This is a genomic window from Treponema medium (genome assembly GCF_017161265.1).
In the GTDB taxonomy this organism is placed as follows: Bacteria; Spirochaetota; Spirochaetia; order Treponematales; family Treponemataceae; genus Treponema; species Treponema medium.
On the sequence record NZ_CP031393.1, the window covers coordinates 1,605,085 to 1,622,408 of the forward strand.

12 protein-coding genes and 1 tRNA gene are annotated in these 17,324 nt (G+C 46.5%); 8 read left to right on the forward strand and 5 right to left on the reverse strand.

Features of this window, described 5'->3' with window-relative positions:
* Positions 1–179: 179 nt before the first annotated feature.
* Together DWB79_RS07090 and DWB79_RS07095 are read right to left on the reverse strand one after the other, a co-directional pair.
* Complete coding sequence (locus tag DWB79_RS07090) at positions 180–1,787, reverse strand: 5'-nucleotidase C-terminal domain-containing protein (RefSeq protein ID WP_016523354.1); 1,608 nt, start codon at positions 1,785–1,787, stop codon at positions 180–182.
* A 319-nt stretch (positions 1,788–2,106) separates the two neighbouring features.
* Positions 2,107–4,029: an AMP-dependent synthetase/ligase gene (locus DWB79_RS07095; RefSeq protein ID WP_016523356.1), complete on the reverse strand. Its 1,923-nt coding sequence runs from the start codon at positions 4,027–4,029 to the stop codon at positions 2,107–2,109.
* 511 nt (positions 4,030–4,540) lie between these two features.
* On the opposite strand from DWB79_RS07095, the gene DWB79_RS07100 reads away from it, so the two are divergent.
* The 8 genes from DWB79_RS07100 to DWB79_RS07135 all read left to right on the forward strand — a co-directional run bounded on the left by DWB79_RS07100 (position 4,541) and on the right by DWB79_RS07135 (position 12,837).
* On the forward strand, positions 4,541–4,942 hold the full coding sequence (locus DWB79_RS07100; protein WP_016523357.1) for an HIT family protein: 402 nt from the start codon (positions 4,541–4,543) through the stop codon (positions 4,940–4,942).
* A 66-nt stretch (positions 4,943–5,008) separates the two neighbouring features.
* Positions 5,009–5,893, forward strand: a complete 885-nt coding sequence (gene ispE / locus DWB79_RS07105) for a 4-(cytidine 5'-diphospho)-2-C-methyl-D-erythritol kinase (RefSeq protein ID WP_016523358.1) — start codon at positions 5,009–5,011, stop codon at positions 5,891–5,893.
* Positions 5,894–5,940: 47 nt separating this feature from the next.
* Entirely contained in the window at positions 5,941–6,201 is a 261-nt protein-coding gene (spoVG, locus tag DWB79_RS07110) for a septation regulator SpoVG (RefSeq protein WP_016523359.1), read from the forward strand.
* 70 nt (positions 6,202–6,271) lie between these two features.
* Positions 6,272–6,344, forward strand: a tRNA-Gln gene (locus tag DWB79_RS07115).
* Positions 6,345–6,475: 131 nt separating this feature from the next.
* Entirely contained in the window at positions 6,476–7,114 is a 639-nt protein-coding gene (locus DWB79_RS07120; RefSeq protein ID WP_016523360.1) for a 50S ribosomal protein L25, read from the forward strand.
* 86 nt (positions 7,115–7,200) lie between these two features.
* Positions 7,201–8,775 (forward strand): tRNA lysidine(34) synthetase TilS, encoded by a 1,575-nt coding sequence (tilS, locus tag DWB79_RS07125; RefSeq protein WP_016523361.1) that lies wholly within the window; start codon positions 7,201–7,203, stop codon positions 8,773–8,775.
* Position 8,776: 1 nt separating this feature from the next.
* Positions 8,777–10,861: a tetratricopeptide repeat protein gene (locus tag DWB79_RS07130; protein ID WP_016523362.1), complete on the forward strand. Its 2,085-nt coding sequence runs from the start codon at positions 8,777–8,779 to the stop codon at positions 10,859–10,861.
* Complete coding sequence (locus tag DWB79_RS07135; protein WP_016523363.1) at positions 10,858–12,837, forward strand: trypsin-like peptidase domain-containing protein; 1,980 nt, start codon at positions 10,858–10,860, stop codon at positions 12,835–12,837. Before DWB79_RS07130 ends, DWB79_RS07135 begins: the two co-directional genes overlap by 4 nt.
* A 241-nt stretch (positions 12,838–13,078) precedes the next feature.
* Here DWB79_RS07135 and msrB read toward each other — a convergent pair whose 3' ends face one another.
* The 3 genes from msrB to DWB79_RS07150 all read right to left on the reverse strand — a co-directional run bounded on the left by msrB (position 13,079) and on the right by DWB79_RS07150 (position 17,265).
* Complete coding sequence (gene msrB, locus DWB79_RS07140) at positions 13,079–14,164, reverse strand: peptide-methionine (R)-S-oxide reductase MsrB (protein ID WP_016523364.1); 1,086 nt, start codon at positions 14,162–14,164, stop codon at positions 13,079–13,081.
* A 121-nt stretch (positions 14,165–14,285) separates the two neighbouring features.
* A complete protein-coding gene (locus tag DWB79_RS07145) occupies positions 14,286–15,143 on the reverse strand; it encodes an SPFH domain-containing protein (RefSeq protein WP_016523365.1) in 858 nt (285 codons plus the stop codon).
* Between the two features lie 19 nt (positions 15,144–15,162).
* Positions 15,163–17,265 (reverse strand): methyl-accepting chemotaxis protein, encoded by a 2,103-nt coding sequence (locus DWB79_RS07150; protein ID WP_016523366.1) that lies wholly within the window; start codon positions 17,263–17,265, stop codon positions 15,163–15,165.
* Positions 17,266–17,324: the final 59 nt, after the last annotated feature.

Here is a 17,324-nt window from a genome sequence, read left to right on the forward strand (position 1 = left end):
TTACATTTTTTAACTATAGAGATCTGAAAGAATTCGATAATAGATAACGCATCAGCATAATTACTAATCTCCCATATTCCCCACGTTACCAATGAGTGAATTATGCATTAAAAATCAACTGAGAACCTCTAAAAACTGCAAGTCGGTTAGTTTTTTAGAGGTTCCCTCGTACAAATCAGTTATTTGCTGATATCTTTGATGTAATCCGGAGCTTTCGGCGTAATAGTTTTTGCCGCTTTAATTTCGTCGATTAGGGCATCACGAATCGGAACGTATGTTTCGACGACGTTCGTTGCCTTCGAGAAGTCGTATTTATCACCACCGGTAAACATAAAGTCATTGACAACAACCTTATATGTTTTGTTCATATCGAGCGGAGTACCGTCTGCCAATGCGATAGAAGTTACTCTGTTTTCAAAAGGCTTGGTACTGTCGTATTCAACCTTTAATCCTGCAAACTGTCCGTCTGTGATATTCGGGTTCATAATACCGTGATCAATTGCCTTTTTGATTTCCGAACCGGGGAGATCGAACACTACCAAGTAATTGTCGAACGGCATGATTTCGTATAGATCGGCGACGGTAATATTTCCTGCCGCAAGCGTTCTGCGTAATCCGCCGCCGTTTTGAATGGCGATGTCCGCTTTGCCTACTTTCCGCTGAGCTTCAGAAGCCCATACGCCGAGCAAGGTGTTGCTGCCCTTATCCTTTCTTTCGTGCGTAAACTCAGCAGCAGCAGTACCGATTACTTCGCCTAAGATCGGTTTTAGGTCGGCATCGTATTTTGCATAGAGGGCCTTACCTTCTTCATCCTCGACGATAGTGTCTTTGTGCTTCCAAATTTCATCAAGGGCAGGAGTAATCAAAGCGATGTTTTTATTTTCATCAAAGGTGATGCTGAGCTTTCCAACTGCGCGTCCATAGCAGTAAGCCTGCATAATCGGCATACCGTCTACAGCGCCCTGTACCGGCCGATGGCTGTGAGCAGATAATATTGCGTTTAACCCCTTAATTTGAGCAAGAGCAACTGCATTTCCGGTGATTTCTTCACCCTTCTGATCGGAATCAATGTGGGTTAATGCGATGATGGCATCCGGTTTCCCTTCTTTAGCTTTTCCGGCCAACAGGTAGTCAACCCATTGCTGTCCGGCTTTAACGGGATCGGTAAACTCCAAACCGCTGACATGTTCCGCTTTTGTGAGGGTTACCGTATCGGGATGAGCTAAACCGACAAACGCAATTTTATAACCGCCTTTGGTAATAATCGCGTATGGCTTTGCCCACGAGACAGGTTTTTTGGTGTTTTTGTCGACGATATTTGCCGCCAAGAAAGTAAAATTGCCGTCTTTCTGCCATTCCTTCATGTGCTTTACGCCCCAGTCGAATTCGTGGTTTCCGACTGCGCATACCGATACGCCCATTGCCTTCATCATTGCGGAAACCGGTGCACCGTAGGTCAAATTGGAAATTGCTGTACCTTGGTAGTTATCACCGCCTGCTACGACAATCGTATTCGGGTTTTCCCTTTGTGCGGTGTGCACATAGCCGAGCAGCTTTGCCATACCGGCATTTTTCCCTTTACCGGGACGGGCATCTTCCGCGACGTTACCGTGAAAGTCGTTGAATAGAAGCACATCCACTTGATTGGCCGGCGCTGTTGCTTCAATAGCGTTGTATTGCTTTGATACAGCTGCCGGAGCGGATTCAGTTGTTTTACACGACGGGAACAGCATAAATGCGGCCGCCAGAACAACGAACAGTGTTTTAAAAACTTTTTTCTGCGTCATTTGCATACTCCTTATGTTCTTTAGTGTAAAACGGATAGAGAAAAAATGCAAGGAAAAAAGAGAGAAAATGGCGCGCAGTGGCGGTGTTGAGCAAAAAGCTATAGCTGTGTACAAGCTGTGCGTCTCTCATTCGTAATTGATTCGTACAGGGGTTAATATCCGCCGTTTCTCTACCGCTACGGACGGCGGTGGTTCCAAATAGCAGCGATGTTTTGGCATGCCGCAACATCGCAGTCAAAACGATACACGGATGTATAGTTTTGACGAATGCACTGCGTTGGGACTGCCGATTAAAATGAAAAATGTAAGAATTTTTCCGTTAATCGGCGAATAAAGTGTCGATTTGTTTACTATATAATGTAGTGATCTTATAGCGCATTATGTCCTGCTTTGCCGAAAGTTCCACACCTGCTTCAAAAGGTTTGGCAAGGAGCGCAAAACGATTAATCCGTTCAAACAGCTTAAAGCCGTTTTCATGGTTTATCAGCGAAGCGATTTGTTGTTCAAACAGTTTCTTGATTTCCGGTTTTACCAGCAGTTCTTCAAATGAGGCTGCCAGTATCCCTTGCTCTGCCGCATAGCTTTTAACCTCTGTTTCGTCTGCAACAATGAGCGCTCCTAAAAAGCGCTGATCCTGCCCGAGAACCACAGCTTGCGCGATAAACGAGGATTCTTGCAGCTTCATTTCTATCGGTACCGGCTCGATATTTTCTCCGCCGCGTAGTACAATCGTATCCTTTTTTCTGCCGCGCAGGATAAGTTCGCCGTCAAGCGTTTTAAAGCCGAGGTCGCCGCTGTCGAACCAACCATCCTTATCGATAACCGCATCGGTTAAATCCTGCCGCTTGTAATACCTCTTCATAACACTGGTGCCGCGGATCATTACGGTACCGAGTTGACCTACCGGCAGCTCTTTCCCGTTGTCATCGACAATCTTTACCGTTGTACACGACAGCGGCTTCCCGATAGTGCCGAATACGGGGCGTCCGAGCGGGCGAACCGACACAACCGGTGCAGTTTCGGTTAAACCGTAGCCTTCGGTAACGCTTACACCAATCGCCCAGAAAAAAGCATCGATATTCGGCGGTAGCGCTCCTCCGCCTGAAACCCCTTGCCGGAAGCTGGTGCCGAGTTTGGTACGGATCTTTTTAAACACGAGCACGTTACCCAGCGCATAGAGCGGCAGGGTGAGAAGATACGGTATAAAGGAAACAATCGGACGGGTGATCTTCGTATAAAAAACAAAATGAGGATTAAGCCCTTTAACATTCCGCGCATGGTGTGCATGGAACAGACCTACCGCGACAAAGAAGTTGAACAGTTTTTGCTTAATGCCGCCTGCCTGCTTCATTGCCTTAAAAACACCGGTATAGACGGACTCCCAGATACGCGGCACCGATGGGAACAGTGCCGGATTGGTTTTTGCAATGTCTGCAAGCAAGATGCTTCCCACCGGTTTGGAGTACACCATCCCCGCGGCAGAAGCCAAAATAACATATTCACAGAGCCGCTCAAAGCTATGCCATACCGGCAGTACTACGATCGCCTTTTCACCGGGATAGAGGATAACTCTCGTTTTAAGGTCATCCAGCTGCACAATAAAGTTCTTATGTGTCAGCATAACACCCTTGGGTTCTCCTGTCGTACCGGAGGTAAAAATGATCGTAGCGACTTCCGTATCGCCGCCTTTTTCCAGCTCCTGTTCAACCGCTTCGGGGTGTTCTTTTCGATATGCCATACCCCGTTCGATAATCTCATTGTAGCTGTACATTGTAAAGCGGGAAGTGTCGCCCTTTGTTTTGAGTTCTTCATCTTGAATATCAAAAGGATCAAAAACAATGAGCGTTTTAAGCAGCGGGAACTGCGGCTGATTTTTCAGAATTTTTATGAATTGATCCCGATTTTCTATGACAGCAGCCGTACATTCAGCGAAAGATAAAATGCGTACCAAATCCTGTTCGGTTGCATCGCAGCCGCGCGGAACATCAGCCGCTCCGATCGCCATAATCCCCATACTGGCATGGTACCATTCTTTCCGATTATCTGCGATAAGGCCGACTCTATCTCCTCGCGTGATGCCGAGGGATAACAGTCCGCCTGCAAAACTCAATACCCGATCAAAAACATCAGAGTAGGAGAGGGGAATAAAATCGCCTCGCTCATTCTTTGAATATTGAGCGGCAATATTCGGATATTTTTTTGTAATTTGTTGCAACAATTGCGGCATTGTGATGTCGTTCATGCCAAAACGCTAGCATAAAAAAAAAAATCAGTCAAGTAAAAGGTAACCTCTTCAGACGGTCTTCGGATATTCCCGCAAAATAAAGAGGCTGTTCGACCAGAGTTGAACCTCTTCGCGGTTCAAATGGTCTCACAGCCTCTTTATTTTGCGATTTTGTTCTATTTGTCTGATGAGGTTACCTTTCTGGTAAAATAAAATGTGTGAAATTTTTGACAAAATTTCACACAGAAGGAGGGCAACTTCATCAGACGGTTTCCGGATATTCCCGCAAAATAAAAAGGCTGTTCGACCAGAGTTGAACCTCTTCGCGGTTCAAATGATCTCACGGTCTCAATTTTTCCGCGATTTATACCTACTCTGTCTGATGCGTTTACCCTGCTTACGGAAAAGAAAAGCTTGCCGTAAGCCTTTTAAAAATAGACGGCGCAGTAGATGTGTCGTATATTTTCAAAAGACGTATGATTGACGGCAAAGAGGTTTCCTCTTACAATGAAAAAAAAGGAGCTAACGTATGGATGATTGTATTTTTTGTAAGATTATTAAAGGTGAAATTCCGTGCATGAAAATCTATGAAGATGAATACACAATTGTCTTTATGGATATTGCAAAAGATGTTGACGGTCACATGCTGGTCGTTCCCAAGAAGCATGTGACGAATATCTTGGATGCGGACGAAGAGACGCTCCATCACGTAATGGATACGGTAAAAAAAGTCGCTAACCATTGTGTGACTGACTGCGGATATGAGGGTATCAATATGCTCAATGCAAATAATCAATGTGCAGGGCAGACGATCTTTCACCTGCATATACACCTTATTCCGCGGAAATCAGGTGATGCCGTGCCGAGTTTCCCGAAATTCGGCGGCGCAGTACACCCGCTCGAAGAAACCTACAAAAAACTCAAGATGTAAAGCACACATCCGCCGGATCGGAGATATTTTGGAGATATTTGGGGCGGTTGACAAAACTCATATTATATGAATAATGCTTCAAGCATGAGTGCCGATGCAATTAGTCTTTGTGCGTATTCAAAGATTAATATTCATCTAAAGGTTCTGGCAAAAAGAGAAGATGGGTTTCATAACCTTGAAAGTATTTTTCAGCGTATTTCAATAGCGGATTATCTTTCCATAACACAATCAGGCGATTCGCACAGTTGTACGGTTGAATCTCCTGTATTGCCTTTACCGGCTGAGAACACATTGACTAAAGCATGGGAAGTGTTTAAAGGCGCAACAGGAATTAATGCGGGCATAAAGGTTCGGTTAATAAAAAATCTCCCTGCAGGAAGCGGTTTAGGAGCAGGTTCATCCGATGCGGCTGCTTTACTGAAGGGCGTAAATGAGCTTTTTGAAATGCCGTTGAGCGATTCAGAGCTTACAACACTTGCTTTACAAGTCGGTAGCGATGTGCCATTTTTTCTTAGGGGCGCTGCTGGAATTGTTACAGGACGGGGAGAGGTTTTTGAGCCGATACAATCCCGTACTGACTGTTTCGGTATCCTGATTTGGCCGGATGTGCAGAGTTCAACGAAAGAAGCTTATTCGCTTTTGGATAAACAAAAGCGAATACTATCCGGCGAATATGAAGCATGGGGATATGAAAAGCTGATAAAGCAGTATCATGATCCGCTTGGAAGATGGTGTTTTGTAAATGATTTTCAGCCGGCGCTTGAGCAGCGCTACCCCGTTATCGGTCGTGTGCGTAAAGAGCTTTACGAACAAGGTGCAGCATTTGCACAGATGAGCGGGTCGGGTTCGGCTGTTTTCGGATTGTTTAGCTCTGAGAGCCTTATGGCTTCCGCTTTCCAAGTCTTGGCAAAAAGATGGAGCTGGTGTAAACCGTTCCTTTTACTTGCCTAAGAATACTTTGCGGTGTATAATAAGTCTACCGTAAGGAGGGGCATAGTATGACGATCACTGATGTCCAGATCCGGAAGACCGTAGCTGAAGGCAAATTAAAGGCTTATGCAACCGTTACCTTTGATGACTGCTTCGTACTGCATAATGTGAAGCTTATTGAAGGGGAGAAAGGTGTTTTTGTTGCGATGCCGAGCCGCAGAACTAAGACCGGTGCGTACAAGGATATTGCTCATCCGATAACACCTGAATTCCGATCGGTACTGCAAGAAAAGATACTTTCCGCATACGAGGCTTGTGCAGAAAGCTAGAACCGATGGTATGCAGATCGGTTTATAAAAATATGAGAATTACTGTGCATGAATGCATGGTTTTTTATAATGGGACGTCGGCAAGTGGTAAGCCAACGGCTTTTGGTGCCGTCATTCCGTAGGTTCGAATCCTACCGTCCCAGTCTGAAGGAGATACGGATTATTTTGTTGCAAAATAATCCGTGTTGACTTTATATGAATGTAAATATAAAAAAGGGGCTTTTCATACAGAAGGAGCCTCTTGTTTGCTTTATATGCAAAGGAGTTCCTGATTATGGAAGAGAGAGTTTTGACAGCCTGCCGCCGAACAGATTTTGGAAAAGCTGCTACTGCAAAATGCCGTAGAGCCAATCGTTTACCTGCCGTTATTTATGATAATGCGGGGCATTCGACAGCTATTGATGTTCCCTATCGCGATTTTGAAAAATTATTCAAAACAGTTACTGAAAGTACGCTTATTACCGTTAAAGTTGATGAAAAAGACGAGTTTGAAGTTTTTATCAAAGATTATCAATATGATATCGTAAACGATAAGGTTTTCCATGCGGATTTCTATGCTGTTGAACGCGGTCAGCTGTTGCGGACTAAAATTCAAATTCGGCTTTCCGGGTCTCCTGAAGCATGTCGCCAAGGCGCTGTTTTGGAAACCGGTATTGCGGAACTTGAAGTTGAATGTTTGCCGCGTAACTTGCCCGAGCGTATTGTGGTCAATGTTGAAAAACTCGGCGCTAACGAAGCGATTCACGTTCGGGATATTGAAGTTTCCGAAGGTGTTAAGGTTTTGACGGATCCCGATTTAGCGGTTGCAATGGTTAAATTTGCCAAAGAAGAAGCTCCCGCACCCACAGAAGAAGCTGCTTCTGCAGAGGGTGCCACACCCGCGGATGCTGCCGCTCCGGAAGCAAAGGCATAATTTTCTTATCAAAGTGCAGGTCTTACACCTGCACTTTTTTTTCTGTTCTTGTCTTTTCCTCAAAAACGTTTTATTCTTTTCATTGTATGTATTCTCATCCGCTCATCGATGCCGTATTTAACAATCTTAAACCATTTTTAACACATATTCCTTGTCGCTTTCTTCTTGCGTGTTCGGGCGGTGCTGATTCTACGGCATTACTGTTAGCCTTTCATCAATTACAGAGGCGGCTTCGCTGCCGTTTAACCGCAGTTACGGTTAACCATAATATCCGAAGTGCGGAAGAAAGCGCTGCCGATTCAGCTTTTGTCGCCGAATTGTGCAGCCGTCTGGAGCCGCCGGTATCTTGTGTGGTTGCGGAAATCCCCGCCGGGGAAGTGGAGCGTTATGCAAAGGAACGCAATCGGGGAACCGAAGATGCCGCACGTGCGCTTCGATACCGGCTTTTTGAAGAAACCGCCGCTTCCATTGATGCCGACTATATCGTAACGGCGCATAACCGGAGTGATGTATATGAAACAGCGCTGATGCGGCTCTTCCAAGGCGGCAACACGGCAAGTTTATCGATGATGCCGGTACGGCGCGGACGGTATTTACGTCCGCTTATCACGGTAGAACGGAGCGATATAGAAGCATTTTTACGGCAGCAGGGTATCGTATGGCGCGAGGATGCCACCAATGCGGAAGATACATATCTGCGCAACCGAATCCGGCACCATCTAGTACCGGCATTGGCTATGACCTTCGGCGGATGGCGCACCGGATTGGATAAAACTTTGCAACGGATTGCCTTGGATCGTTCATTTTGCGAGGAATCTCTGGCCACTGCGCGCGAAACCTTTACCGGTATGGCTGACAATGCAAGCAGCGTGGCCGACGCGGCAAATTGGGAGCAATGCAAGTATGGTGCGCTTGTAATCGCAGCGGATTTCTTTGATTCGCTCCATCCTGCGCTGCGGCTCAGGGTGCTTGAACAAGGGTGCCGCCGGCTCGGTATCGGGACACGGGTTCCGCTGGGCATACTCCTTAGGCTTTCGTCCGAACTCACGGTAGCGCCGGAAATATTGAAGGGAGCGGCGCCGGAAGCATCGGCAACGCTGGAAATATCGGAGGCTGCATTGGAGGGAACAATGTCTGAGGCATCGGCGGTGTCGGATGCTTTGGAGGCTGCATCGATTGTTCTCGAAAAGCAAGCTGACACTCGCTCAAAGATTGCTGCTGCCGGCGCTCTCCGGTTGGAACGCCGTGGTAATCGTATCCTGCTTTTTAACAGCACGGTCTATCTTACGCTGTATAATCAAAAGTCATACATTCTGACTATTCCGCAATGCGGCAAATATGCGTATCCTTTGGGACAGTTGGAAGTTTATCACACTGCCAACGGTATTTTTGTGCGGGATAGTGAGGATAAAAGCTGCGGAGTAGGTCCTTTTACACTTCCCATTTCCGTCAGATCAAGGCGCGGCGGCGATCGGATTCAAATGAAATCCGGAAATGTAAAAGAAGTAAAAAAAATTTTAAATGAGTGGCAGGTTGATTCACTTGCTCGCGAACTTTTGCCGATTATCATAGAGGACACTTGTATTCGGAGGCGTACTCGTATACGCGCCTTATATGGCAGCTTCCTTGGATATAAAAACTGGTTTGTGGAGGAACAATAGAATGCTCAAGACTATAAAACGGAGAATCCTTTTAATAGAAACGCTGCTGGTATTTTTACTACCTGCAATGGCGGTGTATTCGCAAACGGTAAACCGTGAACTACAGCAAATGAATACCTCGTATGCGTTGCAATATTTGCAAAAGGCCGCGGCGCTCTATACCGATGCAAACTATGCGGAAGCTCTTGAATATGTCGAAAAAGGCATGACTTTTGACGATTCCTTTGCGGACTTCTTTTATTTAAAGGCTCAATGCCTTATTCAGTTGAACGGTACACGCGCACAATGCCTCGATGCTGCGGAAGCGGCTCTGGCTTCGGGGTTAAAGTTGCGTATCTATAATCGGGACAATCTCGTGTTACTGCTTGCCCGTCTTTATACTGAAACGGAACGCTACAACGAAGCAATTCAAGTATTAGACTCACTTGCCTTTGATTCCGCCGACCGTGACTTTTACTGCGCTTCTGCGCTCTATGGGTTAGGGCGTGACGGGCAGGCGCGGGAGGTAATCGAAACTGCGTTAAACCGTTGGAGTTTTGACCTTCGGTTCCCTCGGCTGTTCTTTTTACAGGAGCGGGATAAAGCGATGACCCGCGCGGGGAAAAAACTTGCCGACTCTCTTTTACAGCAACTCTATGTCTGGATTGAGCAGGAGCCGTCGCTGGCAGTGTATGCAGCTCCCTTTGACCCTAACCCGCAGGAAAACAGCCGCCGTTTAAAAGTGTACCGTAATATGCATGCGGCAGACAGCGAAAAGCTTGATGCACGGACGCAGCTTGCTGCGGTACTCGCGGAGCTTCGCTACGGTGTCATCGATGAAAAGACCGCCATTAAAGAATTTTTTGATGTCACCGTTGCCGATCATCTGCCGCAAAAGGCAAATGTTAAAGCGTCCGTGTTCGCCTTGTATTCCGATCAGTTGATTGAGTTGTGCCGACTGACCGGTACGGATGCTATGCGAAAAGAGATTGGCAATCGCCTTAAAACCTTTAGCGGCGTGCTTTTAGAGGACGATAACCGTGACGGGATTTCCAACGCGGCTGTTTTCTTTGAACAGGGACGCCCCGTATCAGCCTTTTTCGATCTCAATCAGGATGAGGTGTATGAATATCAGGTACAGTGCAATTTCGGCGCCCCCGATCTTATTGTTACGGCGAAGAACGGTTATGCCGTCCAATATGACAGCTATCCGGCAGTACATTCGATTGTGCAAAAGGCGGAAAAGCGGGAGTATATCATGCGTCCGCTTACATTTCGATGGGAGCCGGTTGCTCAGACCGAACTTGATTTAAGACTGCGCGATACGGATGCGGAAGCTCCGGCTTTCTTCACGCTGCGGTTACGCAACAATGCCCGCCTGCTGCAAGAGCATGATTTTATCTTTTCAGTGTTATACAGTGAAGAACCTGCGCCGTCGGATACAAATGCGGTTATGCGGATGCACTTTGAAGACGGCCGGATTATTTCGGCTGAAATAAAGACGGGAACGCAAACGCTTGCGCTTGCTCGGTACCGGAACGGCGTACTTGCACAAAAAGAGTATGACTATGACGGCGACGGATTTTTTGAGGTGCTGGAACAATATAGCAAACAGGGAAAACTCGATAAAATTTCTGTTGATATCAATAAAAATAAGGTGTTTGAATATTATGAACTTTACAAGACGGACGGAACGGTCATAAAAAATTGGGATGAAAATGAAGACGGGACGCCGGAAATTCAGTATACACAGTTTCCGTCGGGAAATGCTCAGACGGTGTGGAAGCATCGGTATTCGGGACTGCCGGTGTCGGTCTACTATAAAAAAGGAACGCCGGAACGCTTGACTATCGGCAAGACGAGTGTGCCGCTGATAAAAGATCCTCAATATAATGTATACTGGCTCGAAATGCGTCCTTCTTTTTCCGATAAGGTCGCTGAAAAACTGACAGCGTTATTCAAGGATACCGATTCCGATGTGGAAGCGCGGACGATATTAATCGGTAGTTATGAACTCTATGCCGTCCGTTCCGAAGGCGCTGTGTTCGTTCAAATGTTGCGCGTTCCCGTTCGAGCCGCTCCTGTGAAAGCTGAGGGGCGAAAGTGAGATTGAGCCGGTTTTCGTATAACATATCAACGCTGATTGTACTTTTGGTTACTTTCAGCGCCTGTACTTCCGTTACTCCCTCTTTTTCTCAAAGCGTCAATTACACGGACGGCCGCAGCATAACACGGGAGGTTGAAGCTGTCCGCGGCCTTATCGCGGAAAAACCGCTCGATGCCCTATTGCGGGCAAAGCGTTTAACGCTGTATACCGAACGTACCGATGAAATAAACACGTTGTATCAAGACGCTCAGAGTGCTGTTGAAGAATTGTTTTTTAAGGCTGTCGAGAACGGCACATGGGATGAAGCGCTCAAAATATTCCGCTCGCTTGCTGCATTAGGGCATACGCCTACGCAGTGGAGTGAGCAAAAACTCATAGCGGCGCAGCGGGATAAATGGAAGGAAAAGAAATTTGATGCGCTGATTCAGGATATCGCCCGATTATCCGGCGGAGTACATGATGCGCCGTCATTGGAAACGGTTCGAAAGATGATGAAAGGAACCGTAACGGTATGGGTTGACCGCGGTATGACGATTGAAAAAGGGTTAGGGAGAGCTGACCGGATGATCGGTTCGGGCTTTTTTATCGACGCTAACGGCTATCTCATTACAAACTATCATGTTATTCAAAGCGAAGTTGATCCTGAATACGAAGGTTTTTCCCGTGTGTACATCAAGCGTGCGGAAAATCCTACGGTGCGGATACCGGCAAAGGTAGTCGGCTGGGATACGATATTCGACCTCGCACTTCTTAAAACGGAGATTAATCCCGAAGTGTATTTTCAGCTCGGCTCTTCGGAAGACTTAAATATCGGCAGTAGAATCTATGCGATCGGCTCGCCCGCCGGATTGGAACAGACGCTTACTTCCGGTATCGTGTCGGCACAAAACCGGCGACTTCTGTCTTTAGGCAGCGTATTGCAGATCGATGCGCCCGTTAATCATGGAAGCTCAGGCGGGCCGATTATCGACGAAGCGGGCAGGGTACAGGCAATTGTGTTTGCCGGTCTTGAGCGCAACGAAGGTTTAAACTTTGCAATACCGGTGGAACTGCTGCGGCTTATCCTGCCTCAGCTCTACGCAGGCGGTGAAACCGTTCATGCATGGATGTCCTGCTATGGAGTTTCCGTAAAGGAATCGCCGCAACAGACGGCAGGAACGGAGCTGGTCTATGCAGTGCCGGGTTCATCCGCATCTGTTATTCCCGCCGGTGCCGTTATTACTCATCTGAATGGGCGGGCGGTTCCCAGCTTGGAAGCACTGCAGGCCGAGCTGATGCGATTGAGCGCCGGTACTATCGTTAAAGTTTCAGGCTATGCGCCCCTGCATACTCCTTCTACAAATGATGCTCGTTCTTCCGGTTCGGGCGCCGATACAGCAGGCACTACCGGAAATGCAAACGTCAGTACTGTCCCTGATGCGGACAATAGAGCGACCGGTACCGGCAAGGTAAACGTCAGTACCGCCCCCGATGCAATCGGCAACTCGGGTAATAGCGCGTCCGGTATTGCACATATCAGTACCGGCAATAATCCCAGCGATACAAATATCAGTACCGGCGATACGGCGGGCGCTACAAGTGATGCCGCCGGCAATATGGGCAGGGCGGAACGGAAGGAGCACCGTTGGGAAAAAACGCGGCAGGATTGGTATGTACAGCTGGAAGCCCGTCCTAAACAGCCTGCCGAACAGGTGTATCGTAAGGATAGCCGCGCGCGGGCTATGCTGCCGGTGTACGGTATTTACCTTGAAAGCGCCGGCGGAAAAAAGTCTTTTCGGATAACGGAAGTTATTCCCGGCAGCTACGCCGATGAAACAGGTTTTTCCGCCGGGGACTACCTTGAAATCCATAAAATGGAAGTGCAAAAAGCCGAGGAAGCGCTGTTCACCCGGATTTATACCAAACGCCGGAAATCCGCCTATATCGATACGTTCATCGATATTTGGGCATACCTAGACAATCCGTCATATTTTTAGAAATAAAAGCAACCGCATGAGAAATATTTAAAGCGATTGCTTTCTTCTTATGCCTTATGCGAAATTTTATCCAAAATTTCGCATTTTTTTCAACAGATGGGAAAACACATCAGGCAGAGTAAATCGGAATTGCAGAAGAATTGAGGCTGTGAGACCATTTGAACCGCGAAGAGGTTCAACTCTGGTTGAACAGCCTCAATTCTTCTGCGGGGTTGCTAAAAAACAGCCTGATGTGTTTTCCTTAGTCGGTTACGTATTGTTTATAGTCTCCGTAGCCGGCGGCATCCATTTCTTCGTACGGAACAAATCGCAACGAAGCTCCGTTGATGCAATAGCGCAAGCCTGTTTTATCCTGCGGACCGTCGTCAAAGACGTGACCTAAATGCGCGCCGCCGGTTTTTGAGGTAACTTCAATCCGTTCCATGCCATAGCTGCTGTCGTGCGTAAAATCAACCGCCTGCGAGGTAATCGGTTTGGTAAAGCTCGGCCATCCGCAGCCTGCATCATATTTATCGCTCGAAGAAAAAAGCGGTTTTCCCGTAACAACATCAACGTAAATTCCCTTTCCTTCAAACTTATCATATTCGCTGGTAAAGGGGCGTTCGGTTGCTTTCTCCTGTGTTACACTGTATTGCAGCGGCGTCAGCCGTTCTTTAATCTGTTTTGCATCAGGTAATTTGAACTTTGCTTCGTCATGCAGGGGTACGGAGGCAAGGTTTAAATTGATATGACAGTACCCGTTAGGATTTTTTTCAAGATAATCTTGATGATAGTCTTCCGCCAGTACAAAATTCCGTAGCGGTTCCGTTTCTACTGCAAGCGGACGCGAATAGTTTGCCTGCATCCGTTTTAAAAAAGATTGAATAACCGGCACATCTTTCTTATCGGTGTAGTAAATGCCGGTACGGTATTGCCTGCCGACATCATTTCCCTGCTTATTTATGGAAAGCGGGTCAATGATGCGGAAATAGTGTTCCAATAGTTCTTCGAGTGCGATAACACCGGTGTTGTAGGTTATTTTGACGGTTTCGGCATGATCGGTTCCGTGTATGTGCTGATAATCGGTTGTATCGGTTGTGCCGTTCGCATATCCGGTATCGGTTTCAACGACACCTGTAATCCGGCGGAAGTATCCTTCAACACCCCAAAAGCAGCCTCCCGCCAAATAAATCTCTTTTATGTTTCCCGCCGTTACCATAGCTGCTCCTCCGTTCTTGCTTTCGTTCTGCGGTTTATGCCTTTCCCCTGCTTGTGCTTTCATACAGCTGCAAAGAGTTATCGCAATGCAGAGCGGTACCGCTAAATGAATACGTTTATAAATTATCATCTTGCTTTTTAGCTCCTTGTTATATCCGATTGAAAATATCCACTCGAAAAATCGGTCTGACTTGCTAAAAGACAGTCTTATAGTAAACAAGAAGCAGTAATACAGAGTTACAAATTAGTAATCATTCCTGTTTCTTTTCCAGTGATTTTAAAGCATTGAGCGCCGCTTTGGAATCCTGTTGCGCAACGGCAATCAGTTCGATGATGTGCGGGTATTTTGCCAAAAAGTCTCCCCATTTTGTCAGCCGGTCTATCTGGAATTGTTCCGACGCTGCGTATTGCGCTTCTTTTGCTGCGGTTTCTGCCAAAAGCATTTCGCGCTGTTGTTCATACGTGTTATAAGCCTGTTCCGCAATCTTATAGGTATGAATATCAGGGATGGTGAGTTTTGTTAAAGTAACGGCTTCAACGGAAAAGTTCTGACCGGCTGTTTTTATAAGTTCGTTCTTGAGCTTTTCCGAAAGCGCATGATAATCGGTTTTTACTTGCTGATATTCATAAGGATTGTCGATCAGTTCCGAAACATACCGATACATAATTGTCTGCAACGCTGCGTGTATATGCGAATCGATATACGATTCAAGGGAATCTTGCGTTTGTATGGTATTTTTTTCTACAATCGGTACCAGCTGTTCAGGTTTCAGTGTAACAAGGGCATCAATGCCGAACGCCCATGAAAAATTCTCTTTTGTGTTCAATACTTTGCTGTATAAATCTGCTGACGGAAGTGAACCGTCCGCTGCATAATTGACGTGCCGCGGCGTAAGGTCGAATACCAGTATCTGTGCGTTCGTCGGAACAATCCGTTCCCATCGCCATGTAAAGTTCCCGGGCATAATCGCTTGGGGGTAATATCCTCCCGACTTTGACAGCATAATGCCGTATTTTCCCGCAGGAACTGAAAATTGAGTCCATCCGAAAAAGAATACCGCGGCCGCACACGCGAGTACAATCACTGTAATAATACATACCTTCTTCATATCCATCCTCTACTGCCGACTAGACTTTAAACTTGCCGACTTCATCCGTTAAATTTTCGATGCTTCGCTTATTTTGTTGCGTTATGTTATTGACTTCTTGAACAGCGTTATTGATCTGCGCCGCTCCTATTGCCATTTCGTTCATGCCGTCGGTAATGATGCGGGTAAGTTCATCCAGCTTTCGCATCTCTTCAGCAACGCTTCCCCCGCCTTTCAGCATCTCTTCGGAACCTGCTTGCACTTCTATCGTTACCGTATTGATGTTCTTGATGGCGGTTAATACTTCTTTGCTGCCGTTTTCTTGTTCTCGCATTGCATGGGTCAGGCTATTGCTCATGTCCTTCACTTGCTCCGCTAAGTTAAATATCGTATTGAATTTTTCTTCTACGGTTCTGGAAGATGTAGAAAGTGTTTCGATTTCTCCGCTGAGTGTTTTGAGCGTTGCCGTTATGGTCTTTCCCTGCATGGCGGAATCTTCCGCTAATTTTCTAATTTCATCCGCGACAACGGCGAAACCTTTTCCGGCTTCTCCTGCATGAGCCGCTTCGATGGCAGCATTCATTGCAAGCAAGTTTGTTTGAGAGGCAATATGCTGAATAACACTCGATGCTTCCATCAGCGAGCCGGATTCTTCGGCTATTTTTTGGGTTACGGTATTTGAGGTTCCGAGTGTTGCTTTGCCGTCGTCGGTTGCGGTTGCGAGGCTTTTTACTGCGCTGTTTGCCTTTTCAAGCGTACCGGTAATAGAGGCTATATTTGCGACCATCTGTTCAATCGAAGATGAAGATTGTGCGACGCTTGTCGCTTGCGTTTGGATACTGGTGTTGAGTTGCTTAATAGTGCGGACAATTTCCTCGACGGTTGCTGCCGTTTCGGTAACGCTTGCCGCCTGTGTGAGCGCCTGTTGTTTAACGCCTTCGATATTGGCGCTGATTTCATTTACTGCACCAGCCGTTTGTACCATATCATTTGCAAGTTCATTACCGATGGCTTCCATTTCGGTGCTGTTCGCTCCAATCGATTTTATCGTATGACCGATCTTTTCAATCGTTTGATTAAAGTATTCGGACATATCGGTAATTTCATCGTTTCCCGTAACCGGTAATCTGACCGTTAAATTACCTTCACCTTGTGAAATATCTTTTAATGCGTATACCGTTGCCTGAATAGGTTTTACTAGCCTGCGGGCGATAAAATAGACGATAAGAAGAGCCGTGATAAATACGCAAATGCCGATAACCATCATTGTAATACTCATCGAATCGACGGTTCCCATAAACTCGTGATAGGGAGCATTAATAACGATTGTCCAGCCGGAGATATTGCTTTTTGCGTATGCGGCTATTTTTAAAATGCCTGAATATTCATAGTATCCAACCGCGGGGGCTTGTGCTTTTAAAGCAATTTGTTCGAACGTCCCGAGGCTTACTAAGTCCGGATCGGTTTTCCCTAATTCAGAGGCATTAAAAAACGCTTCGACTAAGGGAAAGTCCCTATCGGCAATAGTGGTTCCCGTCAAACCCATAATATAACAGAATCCGCTTTCACCGACGACAATATCTGCGATATTTTGTGCAAGCAGTAATCCCTTGACATCGGCTGAAAGGACGCTATGCACATGATGGTTTTCGTCGAAGATTGGGACTGCCAGCGTTATGACAAACATCCCTTTTGCTCGCTCTTTATACGGTTCCGAAATAAAAGGGGTTCCTGAAAGCGCTGACTGGAACCATGCCCTGTCGCCTACTTGAACGGTATTCCCCACATAATAGAATGTACCGTCCGGATCGGTTACATTCAGTTCAATAATTTTACTGTTTGCTGCAGCTTCTTCTTGTAAAAGTGCTACTCGTTTTTGATAGGAATATGCAGGATCGATTAAAAAAGGCATGCGTGCAATGCCGTTCAGGAATTGATAGAGTGCGGTTATTCTTCCATCGATGATATTCGCAACATCGACAGCCTTGTCCTTTAAATGCGTTTCGACTTTTTCGGTTACTGCTTTGCGTGCAATACTGATTGCCAGTACTGCTTCGGTAGCACCGGCGACTATCACTAAAAGACCGAAAATAAGGATGAGTTTATAGCGGATTGAGAACCGTTTCAGTGTTGTTTTTTTCATAAAGGCAAGGCTCCTTTCCAAACATGGGTGTCATTTAACTTCTATTTAATTTACCTGCA